The sequence below is a fragment of the Rhizobium sp. FKL33 genome, from assembly GCF_005222915.1.
Taxonomy (GTDB): domain Bacteria; phylum Pseudomonadota; class Alphaproteobacteria; order Rhizobiales; family Rhizobiaceae; genus Rhizobium_E.
In genome coordinates, this window is the sequence record NZ_STFX01000008.1 from 38,431 (window position 1) to 56,469 (window position 18,039).

The window sequence follows — 18,039 nt, forward strand, 5'->3', positions numbered from 1 at the left end:
TCGAATGCTGGCGTCAGGCCGCGCGAAGTTCGCGTTCGATGGCGGCATAGGCCGCGTTATACGTCGCCATGCGCTCATGCGCCACCGCCTGGAACGACGTGGGCAGGCCCCGGGCGATCATCACGTCGGGATGATGCTCGCGCACCAGCGCGCGATATTGCTGGCGGATGGTCGAGAAATCGTCCTTCCGCGACACGCCGAGCACGCTATAGGGATCAGCGCCCTCGACATAGACATGACGGGCGAGGATCTGCGCGAAGCGGTCTTCCGAGATCTGGAAGATCGCCGCGACATTTTCGAGATAGGCCATTTCGCGCTCGTGCACCGCGCCATCCGCCTTGGCGATATGGAACAGGCCGTCCATGACGTTTTCGAGCATCGCGCAATTGGGATGGTCGGAGCGGCAGAGGCCGGAGAGCTTTTCGGCATAGGCCTCGTAACCCGCGACATCCTGCTTGGCGAGATTATAGAGGCGGGCGACATTGCGCGCTTCCGCGTCCGGATATTCGAAGATCTGCTGAAAAGCCTCGATCTCGTTCGGCGTCACGATGCCGTCGGCCTTGGCCATCTTGGCCGAAAGCGCGATGACCGCGACGGAAAAGGCGACCTTGCGCCGCGTTTCCGGATCGCCTTCGAACACGGTCCGGATCGCCTCGATGAGGCTCGACAAGGCGTTGGTCGCGGTGTCGGCGACTGCGCTGAAGAGCTTTTCCCAAAAAGACATGATCGCGTCCGGCTGGAGGAGAACGAGGATAGAAGAAAAGGGTGACCAATTGTCGGCTTAAAAGCAAGCCATGGCGAGAATGAAATTTCCGTAATGCAAATTGATCGGAAACGATCTTTCCGGCGAATTTGCAGTCGCCGCAGCCAAATGTGGCGAATACAAAAGCGGCTCCGCACGATGGCGGAACCGCTTCGAATGCGCAGTAACCTGGCATCGACCCGAGTTTACGGGCAGACGCGCGACTTGGTGATCACCGTCTTGTTGCTAGTCACCTTTTTCACCGTCTTGGTGTAGCACGGCTGGCGTACCACCACCTTCTTGACCACAGGCGGACGAACGATCACGCGCTGTGCGGGCGTGTTCGGAGCCACGCGGATGGTGAGGCTGTCAGCAAGCGCTGGGCCGGTGACAGCCGCTGCGAAGCCGAAGGCGGAAGCGGCGACAATTGTTTTGAGCGAGGTCTTCATCGATCTTCTCCTGGGTGAGCAAATCCTGTCATTGCCGTTAGAACGCGCGATGATGCAGGAGGTTCCTCCGCCGGGCCCGCTCGGCCCGAAGACAACCTTATCCACAAGCCCTGGGTTTTCCCGGGCGCATTGAATCGTTTCAATCGGCAGGCGCGCCTTCCGCACCGGATGCAAGGCCTGTTCTTCATCATCTCTTCACTTTACAGAAGGCTGGCGCTGGCCCATCGATGCCGGCTGAAAAGGCAAACGCCGCATGGGAGATTTCAATCATGGCCAAACAAAAAGCCGCAATGCTGACAGCCGGCGGGCTAGCGCCCTGCCTGTCTTCCGCCGTGGGCGGACTGATCGAACGCTATAGCGACATCGCTCCCGATGTGGAGCTGATCGCCTATCGCTCGGGCTATCAGGGCGTGCTCCTCGGCGACAGCATCCAGATCACCAAGGACATGCGCGAAAAGGCGCATCTTCTGCACTATCACGGCGGTTCACCGATCGGAAACAGCCGCGTGAAGCTGACCAACGCCGCCGATTGCGTGAAGCGCGGCCTGGTCAAGGAAGGCGAAAACCCGCTGCGCGTGGCCGCCGAGCGGCTGACCCGCGACGGCGTGACCATTCTCCACACGATCGGCGGCGACGACACCAACACCACGGCCGCCGACCTCGCCGCCTATCTCGAGGCCAACGGCTACAAGCTGACCGTCGTCGGCCTGCCCAAGACCGTCGACAACGACGTCGTGCCGATCAAGCAATCGCTCGGCGCCTGGACGGCGGCCGAAGTCGGCGCGCATTTCTTCGACCATGTGTCGAACGAACAGAGCGCCGCGCCGAAATCGCTGGTCGTGCATGAGGTCATGGGCCGCCATTGCGGCTGGCTGACGGCCGCCACGGCCCGCGCCTATATCCAGGACACCAAGGGCCGCGACTATGTCGAAGGCCTGATGATGAACACCCAGCTCAAGAACATCGACGGCATGTATCTGCCGGAAGTCGCCTTCGATCTCGAAGAAGAAGGCGAGCGCCTCCGCCAGATCATGGAAAAGACCGGCTTCGTGACCATCTTCGTTTCAGAAGGCGCAGGCCTCGATACGATCGTGGCGGAGCGGGAAGCCTCCGGCGAGCATGTCAAGCGCGACGCCTTCGGTCATGTGAAGATCGACACGATCAATGTCGGCAACTGGTTCTCCAAACATATCGGCCACATGATCGGCGCCGAGCGCTCGATGGTGCAGAAGTCGGGCTATTACGCCCGTTCCGCCCCGGCCAACCGCGACGATCTCAGACTGATCCAGAGCATGGTCGACCTTGCGGTGGAAAGCGCGCTCAACCGCGTCTCCGGCGTCACCGGCCACGACGAGGACCAGAACGGCAAACTGCGGACGATCGAATTCTCGCGCATCAAGGGCGGCAAGCATTTCGACACCGACCAGCCCTGGTTCTCGGAGGTGATGGACTATATCGGCCAGCCCTGGCGAGCCGCCTGACATCCGTTTCCGCCGGCGCGGGAGGGTTTTCCCGCGTCGGTTTGTCAAATTTCTTAATTTAGTTTTTCTGACGGTTAACCGAAGATGGTTCAAAGGCGCTGATCCCTCAAATTGCGCGCCCGCATTGCAAGATGGAACTTTTTCGCCAAATGCGATCGCGACCCGGACCTTTTCCTCGCCCCTGCGCCCGTTCACAAGCTTGTGAAGATTCAATGGTTTTTGCTCGTAGTCGGCGACTGCTGCGTCTTGGTCCATCTGGCGCGGGCGTTCAAATTAGGGATTTGTTAACCACGATCATTCATCATCCATTAACGATGGACCATCATCCGCTGATGAAATCACTGATTTCACTTCGAAGAACGAGATCCACCAGTACGGGAAAGGTTAAGCACAGCGTCTTGTCGGCTGTCTTTTAATCGAGTATCAGGACGTAACGATTTGTGAAGACTCTCCCCCTCCGAAGGGAGGGCGGACCTCAACAAAGCGGGCGGAGTTGATGAAAAAATACGTGACGCATGCCACACGGATCGCGCTGATTTCAGGCGCGGTGGGACTGACGGCGTCTTGCCAGTCCGCCAAGGTGAACTCGGCGAAACTGGATGTGAAGCCGGCGGCCCAGCAAGTGGCGATGACCACCCAACTCCAGACGGTGAACACGTCCAGCACGGCGATGCTGACCACGTCCCCGGCCCCGATCTCTCCGGTCGATCTCGCGTCAGACAAAACGGTGGCCATGGCTTACGCCATCCCCTCGCCCAAGCCGATCACCGACGCCGCTCAGGCTTTCAGCGCCGTCGAAGTCGCTTCCGTAGATCCCTCCGTGATGGCGCTGCCAACACCGACTTCCGTGCCGACTCCCGTCCTGCAACAACAGACTGCCGCCGCCGCTGCCACAGTTCAGCCCGGCATTCCCGGCGCTGTCGCAACGACAACCGCCGACGCCGCGCCCGGTCTGCAGGCTGCGCCGGGCGTTCAGCCGGCCGCCGCCCAGCCGCGCCAGTCCGCAGTGATGACCGACAGTTTTGGCCAGCCTGATGTCGCGGCAGTGTTCGCGCTGCGCATGGGCGGGCCGGCGGCGACGCCGAGCAAAACCAGCGTCGAACTCGCCAGCGCCGATCCCTCGGCCGCCACCGCATTTGCCGCGCAGCCGGCGGTTCAATCGCTGGAGCCGGTCGTCTCTTCCAGCAAGAACACCGACCTCAATCAGCTCATCTCCAAATACGCCGCGCTTTACGAAGTGCCGGAGCATCTGGTGCACAAGGTCGTCCGCCGCGAAAGCAACTACAATCCCGGCGCAGTCCATCGCGGCAATTGGGGTCTGATGCAGATCCGCTACCGCACCGCCAAGGGCATGGGCTATGAAGGCTCGCCGAACGGCCTTCTGGATGCGGAAACCAACCTGAAATACGCCGTGAAATATCTGCGCGGCGCCTGGCTCACCGCCGACAAGGACGTGGCCAAGGCGGACTGGCTCTATCGCACCGGTTATTATTACCAGGCCAAGAAGAAGCAGCTTCTGGAAGTCATTCACGCGGATTGAGGGCGTCCCGTGCGTTCGAGATTTGGACAGAACGAATTCGATTGAAAGCAGTCGGCTCGACCTGACAAGGCCGGATGTTTGGTCAATTTGATACCCGCTGACTTCGGAAGCGCGCAATGAAGATTGTTCTCACCGGAAGTTCGGGTCGGGTCGGGCGATCGATTTACAATGCCATCGCCAACCATCATGAAATAGTCGGCGTCGACCGAACGCCTTTCTCCACGACAAGCCTTCTCGCCGACATCAACGATTCGTCCCTGTTGCGAGCGGCGTTGCAAGGCGCTGACGCCGTCATTCACACTGCAGCGCTTCACGCGCCGCATGTGGGCGTGATCGCGGATGCCGAATTTCACCGCGTCAACGTCGAGGCGACACGCAACCTTGCTCGCCTCGCTGGCGAGGCCGGCGTCGGGCGGCTTGTGTTTACGAGCACCACCGCGCTTTACGGGCAGGCAGTCGAGGCAGGAAATTGCGCCTGGCTGGACGAGGATTCACAGCCCCGGCCGAGAACGATCTACCACAGGACCAAGCTCGACGCAGAGCAGGCGCTTGCGGACTTCGCAAGCCCCGCGTTCGAGGTGCGCGTGTTGCGCATGGCGAGAAGTTTCCCCGAACCCGCCGACCAGATGGCAATCTATCGCCTTCATCGAGGCGTTGACATACGCGACGTCGCCGACGCCCATCTGCTGGCCCTCGACAATCGAGGCGATCCCTTTCAGGTGTTTGTCGTCTCCGCGGCTACGCCGTTTCTCATGGAGGATCGGAGCGCCCTCGCCTCTGACGCCCCCTCTGTGATCCGCCTGCGCGCGCCGGATGTTGCTGCGGCGTTTGAAAAGCGCGGATGGCGGCTGCCGAAAACCATCGACCGCGTCTACTTTTCAGGCAAAGCCCGGCGGCTTCTCGGCTTCACGCCGAAATATGGTTTTGCTGAAGTCCTGGCGCAACTGGATAGCGGCAGCATGGAAACGCTTCCATGCCGACCAAGCTCGGACACGCTCTGAGGTTACGTCTCATGCGGACGCCCCCTTGTAGTCCGTCAGCCTTAGGCGAGACAGAAATGTTTCGACAAGCAGGATAAGCGCGGCTCGAATTGAGCCGTCGCTCAACTGTCCCCGCCGCGCAGCATTGTGAATGACACCGTCAACGGCGTCCGACAGCACCATTGCGTCAGCCCGCGATTTTTCATCAAGCGCCCGCCCGGCAAAAATGCCGATCGCACGGGCATAAATGCCGATATACTCCGTTTCGAAGGCACTCGCGGGATCCAGATGGCCGCCGCTCGGGGTCTCATCAAGGAGTACCCGATGCAAACCGGGATGCCGACCATGGGCGGAAACAAGAGCGTCTACCAGAGCGGCGGCGAAATCCTCGAGACGCGGCGCATCCATCGGCAACCCGCGCAAGGCCATCAAACAGTCTTGCAGGTGCCGGTCCCGGATCGCATCGATCAGGGCCAGTTTGTCAGGAAAATACTGATAAAACGAGCCGATGCTGACGCCCGCCAGCTTTGCCACGACATTTGTGTTGAAACCAGCCCAACCGGACTCGCTCAAAATGCGAGCCCCGGCTTCAAGGATTGCGTCCACCATCAGCCTAGAGCGGGCTTGTCGAGGCTGCTTGCGCATCGACGTTGAGACGATTGCAATGCGAGTAGACAAATCGGCGCTCCCGGCAAGAATGTGAGCAATCTACTCACATTTTTCTGAGAGGAAACAGATAATGTCCAACCCGTTCCCGGCTATATTCGCATATCACGCCTGGGCCAATGGCGACCTCATTCACAAACTGGCTGAACTCGAAGAGAAAGCCCCAGCCGCCTATCTCGACGCACTGCGCCTGGCGAGCCACAGCCATGTCGTAGCCCGCATCTTCTCGGGTCATCTCGCTGGTGCACAGCATGGCTATGTAAACGATAATGTCGATCCGCTACCTTCGCTCGAAGCGCTAAGGGCGCAGATGGCGGCGAATGATGCTTGGTACAACAACTATGTCGCGAATGTCTCCGAACAAGATCTAGCCGAACCAATCCGGTTCACGTTCACCGATGGCGATCGAGGATGCATGACTCGTCAGGAGATGTTGACACATGTGGCGCTGCATGGCGGCTATCACCGAGGCGAGATTGGCCAGATACTGCGACGAGCGGACATCGTCCCCCCATGGGACACTCTTGCAGTCCACTTACACCGGGTTGATCCCGCACGCCGAAAATCGGCAACAGGAGAGGCTACCAGTCCACGCCGAGCGCTCGCCTGATCGCAGTCCACAATCTGCCTGCCGCGTCACCCTCGCGCTTCTGATAAAAACCGTGCTCGAGCCCCTCATACACGTGCGACGATGTCGGCATCGTCCTACGCCAGGTTTCGTCCGGAATTTGTGCGTCGCGCCCACCCCAGAATGTATGGACCGGCATCGATAGCCTGATTGTTTCGAGTCGGAGCCGCGTGGAGGAAACACAGACGAGCGCCCTCATCCGCATTCCACCGGCGGCGGCGCGCCACAGAGCCGTTCCGCCGGCGCTGAAACCAATGCCGACCGCTTCATCGCCGCCGAGCGCAGCGACATGCGCCACGGCCTTTTCCATGCCGCCATTGCTGAAGAGATGACGATGCAGCGCCTCGCCGCGCAGATGGGCCGCGTCTGCGGCTTCGCTCATCCTGACGAATGCGACATCGACATCGCCGCCGAGCCCGCCGCCTGGCTCGGGCTGGTCGTGAATGTCGGAAACGAGGATGATGCGCATGCCCTCCTCCCCTCGAACGCGATACTGCCCGAACTCACGGCTGCGCCGGTTCCGGCTCGGGCTCCGGCAGCGGCTCCATCGTCGCATCCAGCAGCGCCTTCGTGAGTGGCGCCGGGTCGTAATTGAGTTTGGAGGGCGTCAGTCCCATGCGCACGACGACGAGACCGGCCGAGGGGACCATCGCGATCGACTGGCCGTCGTGCCCGAGCGCCCAGAACGCATCGGCGGGAAGGCCCGTCTGCTCCGCAGTCTGCTCGCCCGTGCCGCTCTTCCAGGTCAGCGCTTCGGTGTAGCGACCGCCCGAGAGGGCGCTGGCGCGACCGGCTCGCTCGATATAGTCGACCGGAAGGATCTGTTCGCCGTTCCAGTCGCCGCCATTGGCGAGCAGCAGGCCGAAGCGCGCCCAGTCGCGCGCCGTGGCGTAGAGCAACGAGCCGCCGGAGAATGTGCCCGTCTCATCGGTCTCGAAGATGGCCGAACGCATGCCGATGGGCGCAAACAGCGCCTGGCGGGGATAGGCGAGCGCAGTCTCGCGATCGGCGAAGGTGTCCTGCACCGCCCGCGCCAGCAGCACCGCCGTACCGGTGGTGTATTCGAATTTCTCCCCCGGCTTGGCTTCGAGCGGCTTGTCGCGCACGAATTTCGCCTGGTCGGGCTCGAGAAACAGCATGCGGGTGACGTCGTCGACATCGCCATAGCTCTCGTTCAGCGAGAGGCCGCTGGTCATCGCCATCAGCTCGGCGACCGTGATCTTGGCGCGGTCGTCGGTCCAGTCGGGGAAAAGCTTGGCCTTGTCCCAGGACAGCGCGCCGTCCTGCATGCGGATTGCGGCGAGCGCGCCCGTGACCGTCTTGGTCATCGACCAGCCGAGCAGCGGCGTCTCCGCATTGAAGCCGGGCGCATAGGCCTCGGCCACGATGCGCCCGTCCTTGACCACGACGAGCGCCCGCGCGCCCGGGCCGATCAACTTGGGATCGGCGAGCAGCGCTTCGGCGCGAGGATCGGCGCTGCGGCTGACGGTATCGCCGAGCGGCCATTCGAAATCGGACACGGGCGGAATGACCGGCGGCGTCTTGAAGGCGACGGCGCGGACGGCGTCGAGATCGCCGTTCGGCGCCGAAGCGCAGCCGAGGCCGGGGCGATAGACAGCCGATTCAGCGGCTAGGAAGCCAAACAGCTTGGCCGTCACGGCATCCTCGCCTTTGGCGATCGACACATATTTCAAAAGCCAATGGCCCGGCGCCTGCAGTTCGTCTGCCAGCACCTCCTCGGCCTTGCGTCCGGACACAAAGACGCTGGAACAGATGATCTTGGCCGAATAGGCGTTGGCGACGCGAAACTCCTCGGGCGGATTGAGATAGAGCCAGCCGACGGCGCCGATCGCGATGACGACGACGATAGCAACCAGCCAGGCCAGGATCCGGGCGATGAGTTTCATGAGCACACTCCAGAATAAAATGAACTGCGTTGACTTCGGAGGAAAGCCATTGGGGGCTGTCGCTTTCCAAAGAAGTCAACGCAGTTCAGGTTTCCTGACTTGAGCAGGAAATCGGTCGTTGGGGAAGTGCGAAGGGGCGCGCCTTCCCCAACTTCCGAGCGCGGTTCAGGCGCTCGCGAAGTGGGCGGGCCCTAGGGGCGATGGACCCGCAGCCACGAAGAGCGACTGAACCGTATCTGCAGGGATCGGGCGGGAGATCATGTAGCCCTGGAGCGACGTCGCGCCCAGTCCCACCGCCAGATCCAGTTGTGTCTGTGTTTCGACGCCTTCGATCGTCGCGCCGATGTTGAAAACCTTTCCGAGCCGAACCATGATGTCGACGAGTTCGCGATCCTGTCCGCCTTCGCCCATGCCGCGGGCGAAGGAGCGATCGACCTTCAGCTGGTCGAGGGGAAACTGCCTCAGGTGATTGATCGAAGCGCTGCCGACGCCGAAATCGTCGAGCGCGATGCGCACACCCATGTCCTTGAGCGCCAGGAGCGCAGACCGGATACTGTCCTGATCGACCAGAAACGCCTCTTCCTGCACCTCCATCGTGAGCCGGCGCGGATCGACGCGGTGTTGATCCAGACATTGACGCACATGGCGGACGAGGCCCGGATCGCGGAATTCGTCGCCGCTGACATTCACGCAAACGCCGATTTCCTCGGGCCAGTCAGCCGCGTTGGCAATCGCCTTGGAAAACACCATCCGGCCGATGCGCATGATGTGGCCCGAGCGCCGGGCGACATCGAGAAAGGCGTCCGGGCGCAATACGCCGCGGCGGGGATGCCGCCAGCGCAGCAGGGCTTCGAAGGCGTTCACGCGCCTGTTTTCGGCATGCATGATCGGCTGATATTCGAGGAAGAACTCGTCGTTGCGAATGCCGGCGGCAATCTCTTCTTCGAGGCGGGCATGCTCGCTCATCGCCCGGCCGAGCGCCGGCGTGTGAAAGATATGGGCGGAGCCGGGCACATCCTTGGCGACATAAAGCGCGGCGTCGGCCCGGCGCAGCGGGTCGCCGATATGCTGATCGCCCTCTTCCACATAGCAGATGCCGATCGACACGCCACAGGCGACGCGGCCGCCGCCGAGGTCGTAGGGCTCGGCCGCCGTCATTTCGATCATCCGGCATAGCCGTTCGATGTCGCTGTCCCGGGGTTCGCCCGCTATGGTGACCACGAACTCATCGCCGCCGAGGCGGAAAAGACGCGCCAACGGGCCGAGCACGGCGGTGAGCCGGGACGAGAAGATGCGAAGCAGGTCGTCGCCGGCGTCGTGGCCGAGCATGTCGTTGACCTGCTTGAACCTGTCGAGATCCATCAACAGCAACGCCGGACGGAAGCGGCCATGCCGCTTGGCCTCGATGAAGCGTTCGATTTCGAGTTCGAGGGCGCGCCGGTTCGCGACGCCGGTCAGCCGGTCGCGCAGCGAGAGTTCGAAGAGTTGCTTTGCCGCGCGCTCGCGCTGTTCGAGCCGACGCTCGAGCGCTTCCTTCAGCGAGCCGAGGCGATGAAACGCCAGCCCGCAGAGAATGGGGGCGGTCAACATCAGAGCCTGTGTCGGCGTCAGACCGACCGACGCGACAGCGGTTCCCCGCTCGCTCAACACGGCTTCCGCCGTCAATCCGATTATGGGCAGTAACGCCCCAATTGCCGAGCCAGCGAAAGCATATCGCTGAGACATCCTCGGCAGAAACGTTCGCAACATCATGTTCGCCGCTCCTGGTGATGAATCAGAAGTTAGCGGCCAAGTCTTAACTTGCGGTAAACGGAATCCGCATTTGCCGGCCCAAATCGGGCCAAGTTCCCACAATCTCCGTCATCAAACCGTCGCGCATTTGCAATATTCGCTACGCATCCGTTGGATCGAGGGGATTGCACATGATCGACGCCATCATCCGCAAGCGACGCATCGGCCTGGACGAGCGATTGAAGGGAGCTCTTCTTCAGCATCGGGCCCTGAGCCTCGATGGCATTTCGGAGCGAATCTTCGGCCTGCTCTTTTCTGGCCTCGTCTATCCGCAGATCTGGGAGGACCCGGACGTCGATCTCGCAGCCATGGAGCTTGAGCCGCATCACCGTCTGCTGACCATCGCCTCGGGCGGCTGCAACATGCTCACCTATCTCGCCAGGGGACCGCAGAGCATCGACGTCGCCGATCTCAACGCCAGCCATATCGCGCTCAACCGCCTGAAGATCGCCGCCTTCCGGCATCTGCCCGGACATTCGGACGTGATGCGCTTCTTCGGCGCCGCCAACGAGCGCGCCAACAGCGCCGCCTACGACCGCTTCATCGCCCCCCATCTCGACGCCAAGAGCCGCCGCTATTGGGAAGGCCGCCGCCTCAACGGCAAGCGCCGCATCGAAGTGTTCAACGGCAATTTCTACCGCACGGGACTGCTCGGCCGCTTCATCGGCGCAAGCCACATCGCCGCCCGTCTCTATGGCGTCGATCTCAACGAGTTGATGCAGGCCCGCACCCTGGAAGAACAGCGCGACGTGTTCGAACGCCGCATCGCCCCGGTTTTCGACCGCAAGGCGGTGCGCTGGATCACGGCGCGAAAGAGCTCGCTCTTCGGCCTCGGCATTCCGCCGCGCCAGTTCGACGAACTGGCGAGCCTGACCGAGGAGAAGACGCTCGCAGGCGTGCTGCGCGAACGGGTGGAGAAACTGGCCTGCCACTTCCCGCTCAAAGACAATTACTTCGCCTGGCAGGCTTTCGCACGGCGCTACCCCTCCCCGGCCGAAGGCAAGCTGCCGCCCTATCTCGCGTTCGAGAACTATGCGGCGATCCGCGACAATCTCGACCGCGTCGCGCTGCATCACGACAATGTCGTGCATATCCTCGAAGGCAAAGCGGCTGAGAGCATGGACCGCTATGTGCTGCTCGACGCGCAGGACTGGATGACGGACGAACAGGTGAACGCGCTCTGGCGCGAGATCACCCGCACCGCCCGTCCCGGCGCGCGGGTGATCTTCCGCACCGCCGCCGAAAAGAGCATCGTCGCCGGACGCCTCGCCTCCGAGATTGACGCCGCCTGGCGCTATCTCGAAGACAAATCGCTGGCGCTCGGCCGCAAGGACCGCTCCGCCATCTATGGCGGCTTCCACATCTACGAGAAGACGCCATGACCGACCAGACACTCGCCAATCGCAATCATTCCAGCCTGATGGACGACATCTACCGCCATCAGCGCCATATCTACGATCTGACCCGCAAATATTATCTGCTCGGCCGCGACGAGACGATCCGGGGATTGACGATGACAGCGCGGCAGAGCCTTCTGGAAGTCGGCTGCGGCACCGGCCGCAATCTGGCGCTGGCGGCAAAGCACTATCCCGGCATCCGCCAATTCGGCCTCGACATATCGAGTGAAATGCTGGCGAGCGCCGAAAAGTCTCTGACGGTCGAGGGCATGCCGGCGCCCGTGCTTCGCCTCGCCGATGCGGCGCGCTTCTCACCTGCCGAATTCGGGGTGGCGGGTTTCGATCGTATTCTCGTCTCCTACGCGCTGTCGATGATCCCGGAATGGGAACGCACGATCGAGCAATGCGTCCGGGCGTTGAAACCAGGCGGTTCGCTGCATATCGTGGATTTCGGTCAGCAGGAAGGCCTGCCTGCGCCATTCCGCGCGCTGCTCTTCGCTTGGCTCGGCCGCTTCCATGTCTCGCCGCGCGCAAATCTGCGGGCTGCGATGGAGCGACACGCCCTTTCCCAAGAATGCGATTTCGAGTTTTCATCGCTCAGGCGCGGCTATGCCTGGCGGGCGATCATCCGCCGCTCGCGCGGCTGAGCCGCGAATGCGCCTCACCGAAAGCGAGGCGCAAGCCGAAAGATGCAATTTCCGCTTGGAAACTAACCGATTCTTTACGATGATGCCGCAGGATCGGCGCTTACGCCCTGAGCTGACGTGGGAAACGGGAAGCGGCAGGGGCTTGTGTATTGCGTCTTATCGGGGGAAAAATGCGTCGCTTCGCGCTTTTCGTCATGCCCTTGCTGCTTGCGATGGCGTCATGCTCGTCTGTCGAGTACGACCTTGTGGAAACGGCTTCCGTGCCGCCGCGCTTTCAGGACATGGACCCGCAGGACTTCGGGCCGAAGACTCCGCATCATCACCCGATCCATGGCATCGACGTGTCCAAATGGAACGGCGACATCGATTGGCGCCAGGTGCGGGGCTCCGGAGTCGCCTTCGCCTTCATCAAGGCGACGGAAGGCAAGGACAATCTCGACAATCGCTTCCATGAAAACTGGCGCGCCGCCAAGGCCGCCGGCGTTCCGCCAGCGCCCTATCACTTCTACTATTTCTGCTCGACGGCCGACCAGCAGGCCGACTGGTTCATCGCCAATGTGCCCAAGGCGGCCATGGTGCTGCCTCCGGTGCTCGACGTGGAATGGAACGGCGAATCCAAGAACTGCCGCTATCGCCCGTCGAAGCTCACGGCCGTGCAGGAATTGCAACGCTTCCTGAACCGGCTCGAAGCCCATTACGGCAAGCGCCCGATCATCTACACCACGGTCGACTTCCATCGCGACATCCTAGTGGGCGAGTTCAAGAACTATCACTTCTGGCTGCGCGCCGTCGCCGATCACCCCAACAACATCTACACCGATCGTCGCTGGGCCTTCTGGCAATACACCAGCACCGGCCGCATTCCCGGCATCAAGGGCGACACCGACATCAATGTCTTCGCGGGTTCCGCCAAGAACTGGCGCAACTGGCTGACCGCCGTCGCCGAAATGTAATCGAAGCGCCCGGCCGGCGTTCTCCCACGTCGGCCGCTCCTGCCGGAATTGGCTTGCATCCGCCATAATTCTCTGAAAAACCTTTCGCGAATTTGCTCTTTCGGAAGGTTCATCATGCAGCGATCGCTGACCGCTTCCCTTTTCTGCGCGCTGACCGCGCTCACGCCCCTCCCCTCTCTCGCCCAGACGGCAGAACCCGCTCAGCCGGCCGCGCCCGCAGTCGCCTGCGGCGGCGATCTCACCGCCTTTCTCGATGGGGTGAAGGCGGAAGCCGTGGCGCAGGGCATTCCGGCCGCAGCCGCCGACGAGGCGCTCGCCGGCGCCCGGATCGACAAGAAGGTTCTGTCGATGGACCGCGGCCAGGGCGTGTTCCGCCAGACCTTCCTCGAATTCTCCAAGCGCGTCGTCAGTCAGGCCCGTCTCGACATCGGTCGCCGCAAGATGAAGGACCACGCCGCGACCTTCGCCAAGGCGGAAGCCGATTACGGCGTCCCCGCCCCGGTGATCACCGCCTTCTGGGCGCTGGAAACCGATTTCGGCGCCGTGCAGGGCGATTTCAACACCCGCAACGCACTGGTGTCGCTCGCCCATGATTGTCGCCGGCCCGAGCTTTTCCGTCCGCAGCTGATCTCTCTCATCAAGATGGTCGCCGACGGCGATCTCGATCCCGAAACCAACACCGGCGCCTGGGCGGGCGAAATCGGCATGGTGCAGATGCTGCCCAAGGACATCATCGCCTATGGCACGGATGGCGACGGCGACGGGCATGTCAACCTCAAGAAGAGCGACGACGACGTCATCCTCACCGCCGCCCGCTTCATCCAGAGCCTCGGCTTCCGCAAGGGCGAGCCCTGGATCCAAGAGGTCACGCTGCCGGACAATGTGCCGTTCGAGAAGAGCGGCCTGGGCGGCAACCTGAAGGCGCAGGACTGGTTCGCGCTCGGCGTGACGCCCCGCGACGGAAATACGAATTTCGGCCAGCTCGACGCAGCGCTGGTGCTGCCGCAGGGCCGCTTCGGACCCGCCTTCCTGACCTATCCGAATTTCGCCATCTATCTCGAATGGAACAAGTCCTTCATCTACACGACGTCGGCGGCCTATTTCGCCACGCGGCTCGCCGGCGCGCCGCCTTACGTGAAGGGCAATCCCGAACCGGGCCTCGACACCGACAGCATGAAGGCGTTGCAGACCAAGCTACAGGCGCTCGGCCATGACGTCGGCAAGATCGACGGCATTCTCGGCGGCGGCACCCGCATCGCCATCCAGAAGGAACAGCAGCGGCTGGGCATGCCGGCCGATGGCTGGGCGACCCCCGCTCTCCTGAACGCGCTCTGATTTTTCGGGTGGCGGAAGCCGCTGCTCTCGCCTAGACCTCTCCTACGATACAATTTCTGGAGAGGTCGCGATGGCGAATACAGCCGCTGTACAAAAGTCCGCCATATCGCCCCTCGCCTGGGCGCTTCTGATCCTGTTGGGGCTGCTCTGGGGCGGCTCCTTCTTTTTTGCCCGCGTGGCCGTGCAGCATGTGCCGCCGCTGACGCTGGCGCTGTCCCGTTTCGTAATCGCGGCGCTCGCCCTGCATATTTATCTGCGCGGCCGCAACGGCTTCTACGCCACGCTGCGGAACCGCGCCGGATCGTTTCTGCTGCTGGGCCTGTTGAACAACGCCATTCCGCACAGTTTCATCTTCATCGGCCAGACCCATATCGGCGCAGGCCTCGCCTCGATTCTCAATGCGACCACACCGGTCTGGACCGTGTTGATCGCGCATATGACGACCCGGGACGAAAAAATGACGCCCCGGAAAGCTGCAGGCGTCATTCTCGGTCTGGTCGGCGCGGTGCTGCTGTTTTCCCCGCATCTGGGCGCAGGCGCGGATGCGCCGCTCTGGGCGCTGGCCCTGCCCTTGCTGGCCGCCGTCTCCTACGGCTTCGCCGCAATCTTCAGCAAACGGTTCCGCGGCGTCGATCCGACCGCGATCGCCGCCGGCCAGTTGACCGCCTCGACGCTGATCATGGCCCCGATAGCGCTCGGCGTCGACCAGCCCTGGACACTGCCCGTGCCGCCCGCGGGCGCGCTCGCCGCCATGCTGGCGCTGGCGCTGGTCTCAACCGCTTTCGCCTATATCCTGTTCTTCCGCATCATCGCGCTGGCGGGCGCCACCAATGCGTCGTTGGTCACGCTGCTCGTGCCCCCGAGCGCCATCCTGCTCGGGATGGTCTTTCTGGGCGAAAGGCTGGAATGGGTGGAATGGGCGGGCATGGCGGTGATCGCTCTCGGCCTCGTGGTGCTGGACGGAAGACTCGCCTCCTTTGTGCAGCGCCGCGCAGCTCGCGCCACAACCCCTTAAAATTAATGGTAAAGATGGCGCTTATCTTCAGCTTTCAGTCATCTCTGTGAAAAAAATGTGAAATCGTGAAAATCTATGAATTTCATGGAGTTGGATCTGTGGATTATTGCCCGCGCGCCTTATTTCGCCGCACTGCGTCATAATTTCCGCTTTCCAGAGCCGGAAAAACGCGCTTAACTGACCCCGTCAACACGAGCAGGAGGTTCGAGCATGGGAATTACTCAATCCCTCAATATGGTGTTGGTCGGCGCGGCTTTCTTGTTCGTCGGCGTTATGCTGTTCATCTGACAAGACGCGCTTTAACGGGCCGAACGTAACGGCCCTGACGGTATTTGAAAGGCGCCGGATCTCACGAACCGGCGCCTCTTTCATTTGGTGATGTCCGCTCAGGCGGCGATGGTGAGCGCAGGCGTTTCGAACCGCGCCGGCTCGAAGCCCGACAGGCGCAGGACCTCGGACGTCAGCGCCGACCGGTTCATCGTGTAAAGATGAAACTGGTCGACCCCGCGACGGATGAGATCCAGAACCTGGTTCGCGGCGAGTTCTGCGGCGCGACGGAAACGCTCCTCGGGATGATCTTCGACCGGACCCAGCGTCTGAACGACGAAATCGGGGACGCTTGCGCCGCAGAGGGCGGCGAAACGCTGCACCTGCGCCAGGTTCTGGATCGGCAGGATGCCCGGCACGATCGGGATCGTGACGCCGGCGGCGCGAGCGGTTTCGACATAGCGCTCATAGAGATCGTTGTCGAAAAAGAACTGCGTCAGCGCGCGCGTCGCGCCGGCATCGGCCTTGCGCTTGAGATTGGAGATTTCCGCAGCCCAATCCCGGCTTTCCGGATGGCGCTCGGGATAGGCGGAGACGGAGATGTCCAGCCCGCCGATCTCGGCCAGTCCGGCCACCAGATCCGACGCATAGGCGTAACCCTCGGGATGTGGAACATAGGCGTTGCCCAGCCCGCCCTGCGGATCGCCGCGCAGCGCGACGATGCGGCGGACGCCGGCCTTCTTGAGATCGGCCACCACCTGGCGGACTTCCTCGCGGCTCGAACCGACGCAGGTCAGATGCGAGGCGGCGTCGAGCCCGTGCTCGGACAGAATGGTCGACACCGTGCCGAGCGTCGTGTCGCGGGTGGTGCCGCCGGCGCCATAGGTGACGGAGACGAATTCCGGCTGCCACTTCTTGAGATCGTCGACCGCATCCCACAAATGCGAAGCGGCGTCGGCGTTTTTCGGCGGGAAGAATTCAAAGGACAGGGCAATGTCGCGGCAATATTTGGTCATGTCAGGATCTCCTGCTCGTGGCCGAGAGCGCGGCAACGCTGTCGGCGGCGATTTCAATGCGGCGGTCGCGGGCAAGCCATATGGTCACGGTCAATGCCTCGCCCGCCGTTTCCGGGGTCAGGTCCTTGACCTCGACAATGTCGAGACCAATCTCTTCGAGCCAATCGGACATCTGCTGATGCGAGAAACCGAGGCGGGCGTGGTGATGTTCGCTGCGGAGACTGTCGAGGCCGTGAGGGGCGAAGTCGACCACGACGAGCCGCCCCCCCGGCCTGAGCATTCGTGCCGCCTCCGCCAGCGCCAGTTCGGGATTTTCGAGGAAGTGCAGCACCTGGTGGATCGAAACGAGGTCATAGCTCTCGCTTTCGAGCGGCAGGTTGAAAATGTCGCCGAGCCGGATCGTCGCCTTGGCGAGACCAGCCTTTTCGAGATTGGCGCGGGCCACCGCCAGCATTTCGCGGCTGGCGTCGACGCCGGTGCCGGTGCGGTAAAGGCCTTCGAACAGTTGCAACAGCCGGCCGGTGCCGGTGCCGAGATCGAGAAAGGCGTTGACCGGGCGCGCGCCGACCATCGACCGCAGCGCCGCTTCCACCTTCGCCTCGGCCACATGCAGCTTGCGGAGCTGATCCCAGCCCTCGGCGTTCTGGCTGAAATATTCGCTGGCCTTCTCGGCGCGGCTGGCGCGGACCTGAGACAGGCGCGCCTGGTCGCGGGTGATGACGGCGTCGGCGCCGGAGGCGCTTTCGATGATCTTGCGGGTCAGCTGGGCGCTCTCGCCGTCGCGACGCAGCCGGAACCAGGCCCAGGCGCCTTCCTGATAGCGCTCGATCAGACCCGCTTCGGCAAGGAGTTTCAGGTGACGGGAAATGCGGGGCTGGGACTGGCCGAGAATTTCGGTAAGATCGCTGACGGTGAGATCGCCCGAGGACAAGAGCACGAGCAGACGCAGCCGCGTCGGTTCGGCCGAGGCCTTGAGAATTTCCACCAGACTGTTCAGCGAGAAACCGCTATTGTCGACCATGCATCACCCAATCAAGACATAAACATATCTTTATATGTTTTTATCGGTGGCGCAAGCGGAAAATCAAACGACGCGCGGAGAAAACTTTCCGTATAACTTCCGCGACGGGAAACCGGCGACCTGACGCGCGTCAAGTTCGGGCGTCCACGCAAAAAGAAACCCCCGGCGCGAGCCGGGGGTTCCGAAACGTCCAGAGAGAAGGTC

17 protein-coding genes are annotated in these 18,039 nt (G+C 62.3%); 9 read left to right on the top strand and 8 right to left on the bottom strand.

Translation table 11 applies throughout. The features are described 5' to 3' along the window. Window positions 1-13: 13 nt before the first annotated feature. Both E8Q41_RS05745 and E8Q41_RS05750 read right to left on the bottom strand, forming a co-directional pair. Window positions 14-724, bottom strand: coding sequence for a DnaJ family molecular chaperone (locus E8Q41_RS05745; RefSeq protein WP_137154566.1), 711 nt, complete (start codon window positions 722-724; stop codon window positions 14-16). Window positions 725-948: 224 nt separating this feature from the next. Beyond that, window positions 949-1,191: a hypothetical protein gene (locus tag E8Q41_RS05750; RefSeq protein ID WP_137154567.1), complete on the bottom strand. Its 243-nt coding sequence runs from the start codon at window positions 1,189-1,191 to the stop codon at window positions 949-951. 269 nt (window positions 1,192-1,460) lie between these two features. Between E8Q41_RS05750 and E8Q41_RS05755 the strand changes: the two genes are divergently transcribed. The 3 genes from E8Q41_RS05755 (at window position 1,461) to E8Q41_RS05765 (ending at window position 5,213) form a co-directional block, all read left to right on the top strand. After that, window positions 1,461-2,672: a pyrophosphate--fructose-6-phosphate 1-phosphotransferase gene (locus tag E8Q41_RS05755; RefSeq protein ID WP_137154568.1), complete on the top strand. Its 1,212-nt coding sequence runs from the start codon at window positions 1,461-1,463 to the stop codon at window positions 2,670-2,672. A 496-nt stretch (window positions 2,673-3,168) separates the two neighbouring features. Then, window positions 3,169-4,212, top strand: coding sequence for a lytic transglycosylase domain-containing protein (locus E8Q41_RS05760; protein WP_137154569.1), 1,044 nt, complete (start codon window positions 3,169-3,171; stop codon window positions 4,210-4,212). A 116-nt stretch (window positions 4,213-4,328) separates the two neighbouring features. Continuing rightward, a complete protein-coding gene (locus E8Q41_RS05765) occupies window positions 4,329-5,213 on the top strand; it encodes an NAD(P)-dependent oxidoreductase (RefSeq protein WP_137154570.1) in 885 nt (294 codons plus the stop codon). 9 nt (window positions 5,214-5,222) lie between these two features. Here E8Q41_RS05765 and E8Q41_RS05770 read toward each other — a convergent pair whose 3' ends face one another. Then, window positions 5,223-5,801 carry a TetR/AcrR family transcriptional regulator gene (locus tag E8Q41_RS05770; RefSeq protein ID WP_246660093.1) on the bottom strand — a complete coding sequence of 193 codons (579 nt, stop codon included), beginning with the start codon at window positions 5,799-5,801 and terminating at the stop codon, window positions 5,223-5,225. Window positions 5,802-5,931: 130 nt separating this feature from the next. On the opposite strand from E8Q41_RS05770, the gene E8Q41_RS05775 reads away from it, so the two are divergent. Continuing rightward, a complete protein-coding gene (locus E8Q41_RS05775) occupies window positions 5,932-6,468 on the top strand; it encodes a DinB family protein (protein ID WP_137154571.1) in 537 nt (178 codons plus the stop codon). On the opposite strand, the gene E8Q41_RS05780 is transcribed toward E8Q41_RS05775, so the two are convergent. The 3 genes from E8Q41_RS05780 to E8Q41_RS05790 all read right to left on the bottom strand — a co-directional run bounded on the left by E8Q41_RS05780 (window position 6,440) and on the right by E8Q41_RS05790 (window position 10,040). Continuing rightward, the gene (locus tag E8Q41_RS05780; protein ID WP_137154572.1) at window positions 6,440-6,955 is read right to left on the bottom strand and encodes an alpha/beta hydrolase; all 516 of its coding nucleotides are present in this window, start codon (window positions 6,953-6,955) and stop codon (window positions 6,440-6,442) included. The two genes, E8Q41_RS05775 and E8Q41_RS05780, sit on opposite strands and share 29 nt — an antisense overlap. Window positions 6,956-6,989: 34 nt before the next feature. Continuing rightward, entirely contained in the window at window positions 6,990-8,393 is a 1,404-nt protein-coding gene (locus E8Q41_RS05785) for a serine hydrolase (protein ID WP_137154573.1), read from the bottom strand. Window positions 8,394-8,558: 165 nt separating this feature from the next. Next, complete coding sequence (locus E8Q41_RS05790) at window positions 8,559-10,040, bottom strand: EAL domain-containing protein (RefSeq protein WP_170976375.1); 1,482 nt, start codon at window positions 10,038-10,040, stop codon at window positions 8,559-8,561. A 275-nt stretch (window positions 10,041-10,315) separates the two neighbouring features. Between E8Q41_RS05790 and E8Q41_RS05795 the strand changes: the two genes are divergently transcribed. The 5 genes from E8Q41_RS05795 to E8Q41_RS05815 all read left to right on the top strand — a co-directional run bounded on the left by E8Q41_RS05795 (window position 10,316) and on the right by E8Q41_RS05815 (window position 15,531). Next, entirely contained in the window at window positions 10,316-11,566 is a 1,251-nt protein-coding gene (locus tag E8Q41_RS05795; protein ID WP_137154575.1) for a DUF3419 family protein, read from the top strand. Next, the gene (locus E8Q41_RS05800) at window positions 11,563-12,228 is read left to right on the top strand and encodes a class I SAM-dependent methyltransferase (protein ID WP_137154576.1); all 666 of its coding nucleotides are present in this window, start codon (window positions 11,563-11,565) and stop codon (window positions 12,226-12,228) included. Before E8Q41_RS05795 ends, E8Q41_RS05800 begins: the two co-directional genes overlap by 4 nt. Window positions 12,229-12,398: 170 nt before the next feature. Continuing rightward, window positions 12,399-13,181 carry a GH25 family lysozyme gene (locus tag E8Q41_RS05805; RefSeq protein ID WP_137154577.1) on the top strand — a complete coding sequence of 261 codons (783 nt, stop codon included), beginning with the start codon at window positions 12,399-12,401 and terminating at the stop codon, window positions 13,179-13,181. 114 nt (window positions 13,182-13,295) lie between these two features. Then, window positions 13,296-14,516: a lytic murein transglycosylase gene (locus E8Q41_RS05810; protein ID WP_137154578.1), complete on the top strand. Its 1,221-nt coding sequence runs from the start codon at window positions 13,296-13,298 to the stop codon at window positions 14,514-14,516. A 70-nt stretch (window positions 14,517-14,586) separates the two neighbouring features. Next, window positions 14,587-15,531, top strand: coding sequence for a DMT family transporter (locus tag E8Q41_RS05815; protein ID WP_137154579.1), 945 nt, complete (start codon window positions 14,587-14,589; stop codon window positions 15,529-15,531). A gap of 386 nt (window positions 15,532-15,917) precedes the next feature. Here the strand turns inward: E8Q41_RS05815 and metF are convergent, their stop codons facing one another. After that, the gene (gene metF / locus E8Q41_RS05820) at window positions 15,918-16,814 is read right to left on the bottom strand and encodes a methylenetetrahydrofolate reductase [NAD(P)H] (RefSeq protein WP_137154580.1); all 897 of its coding nucleotides are present in this window, start codon (window positions 16,812-16,814) and stop codon (window positions 15,918-15,920) included. Window position 16,815: 1 nt separating this feature from the next. Beyond that, window positions 16,816-17,835 (bottom strand): metalloregulator ArsR/SmtB family transcription factor, encoded by a 1,020-nt coding sequence (locus tag E8Q41_RS05825; RefSeq protein WP_137154581.1) that lies wholly within the window; start codon window positions 17,833-17,835, stop codon window positions 16,816-16,818. Window positions 17,836-18,039 lie beyond the last annotated feature (204 nt).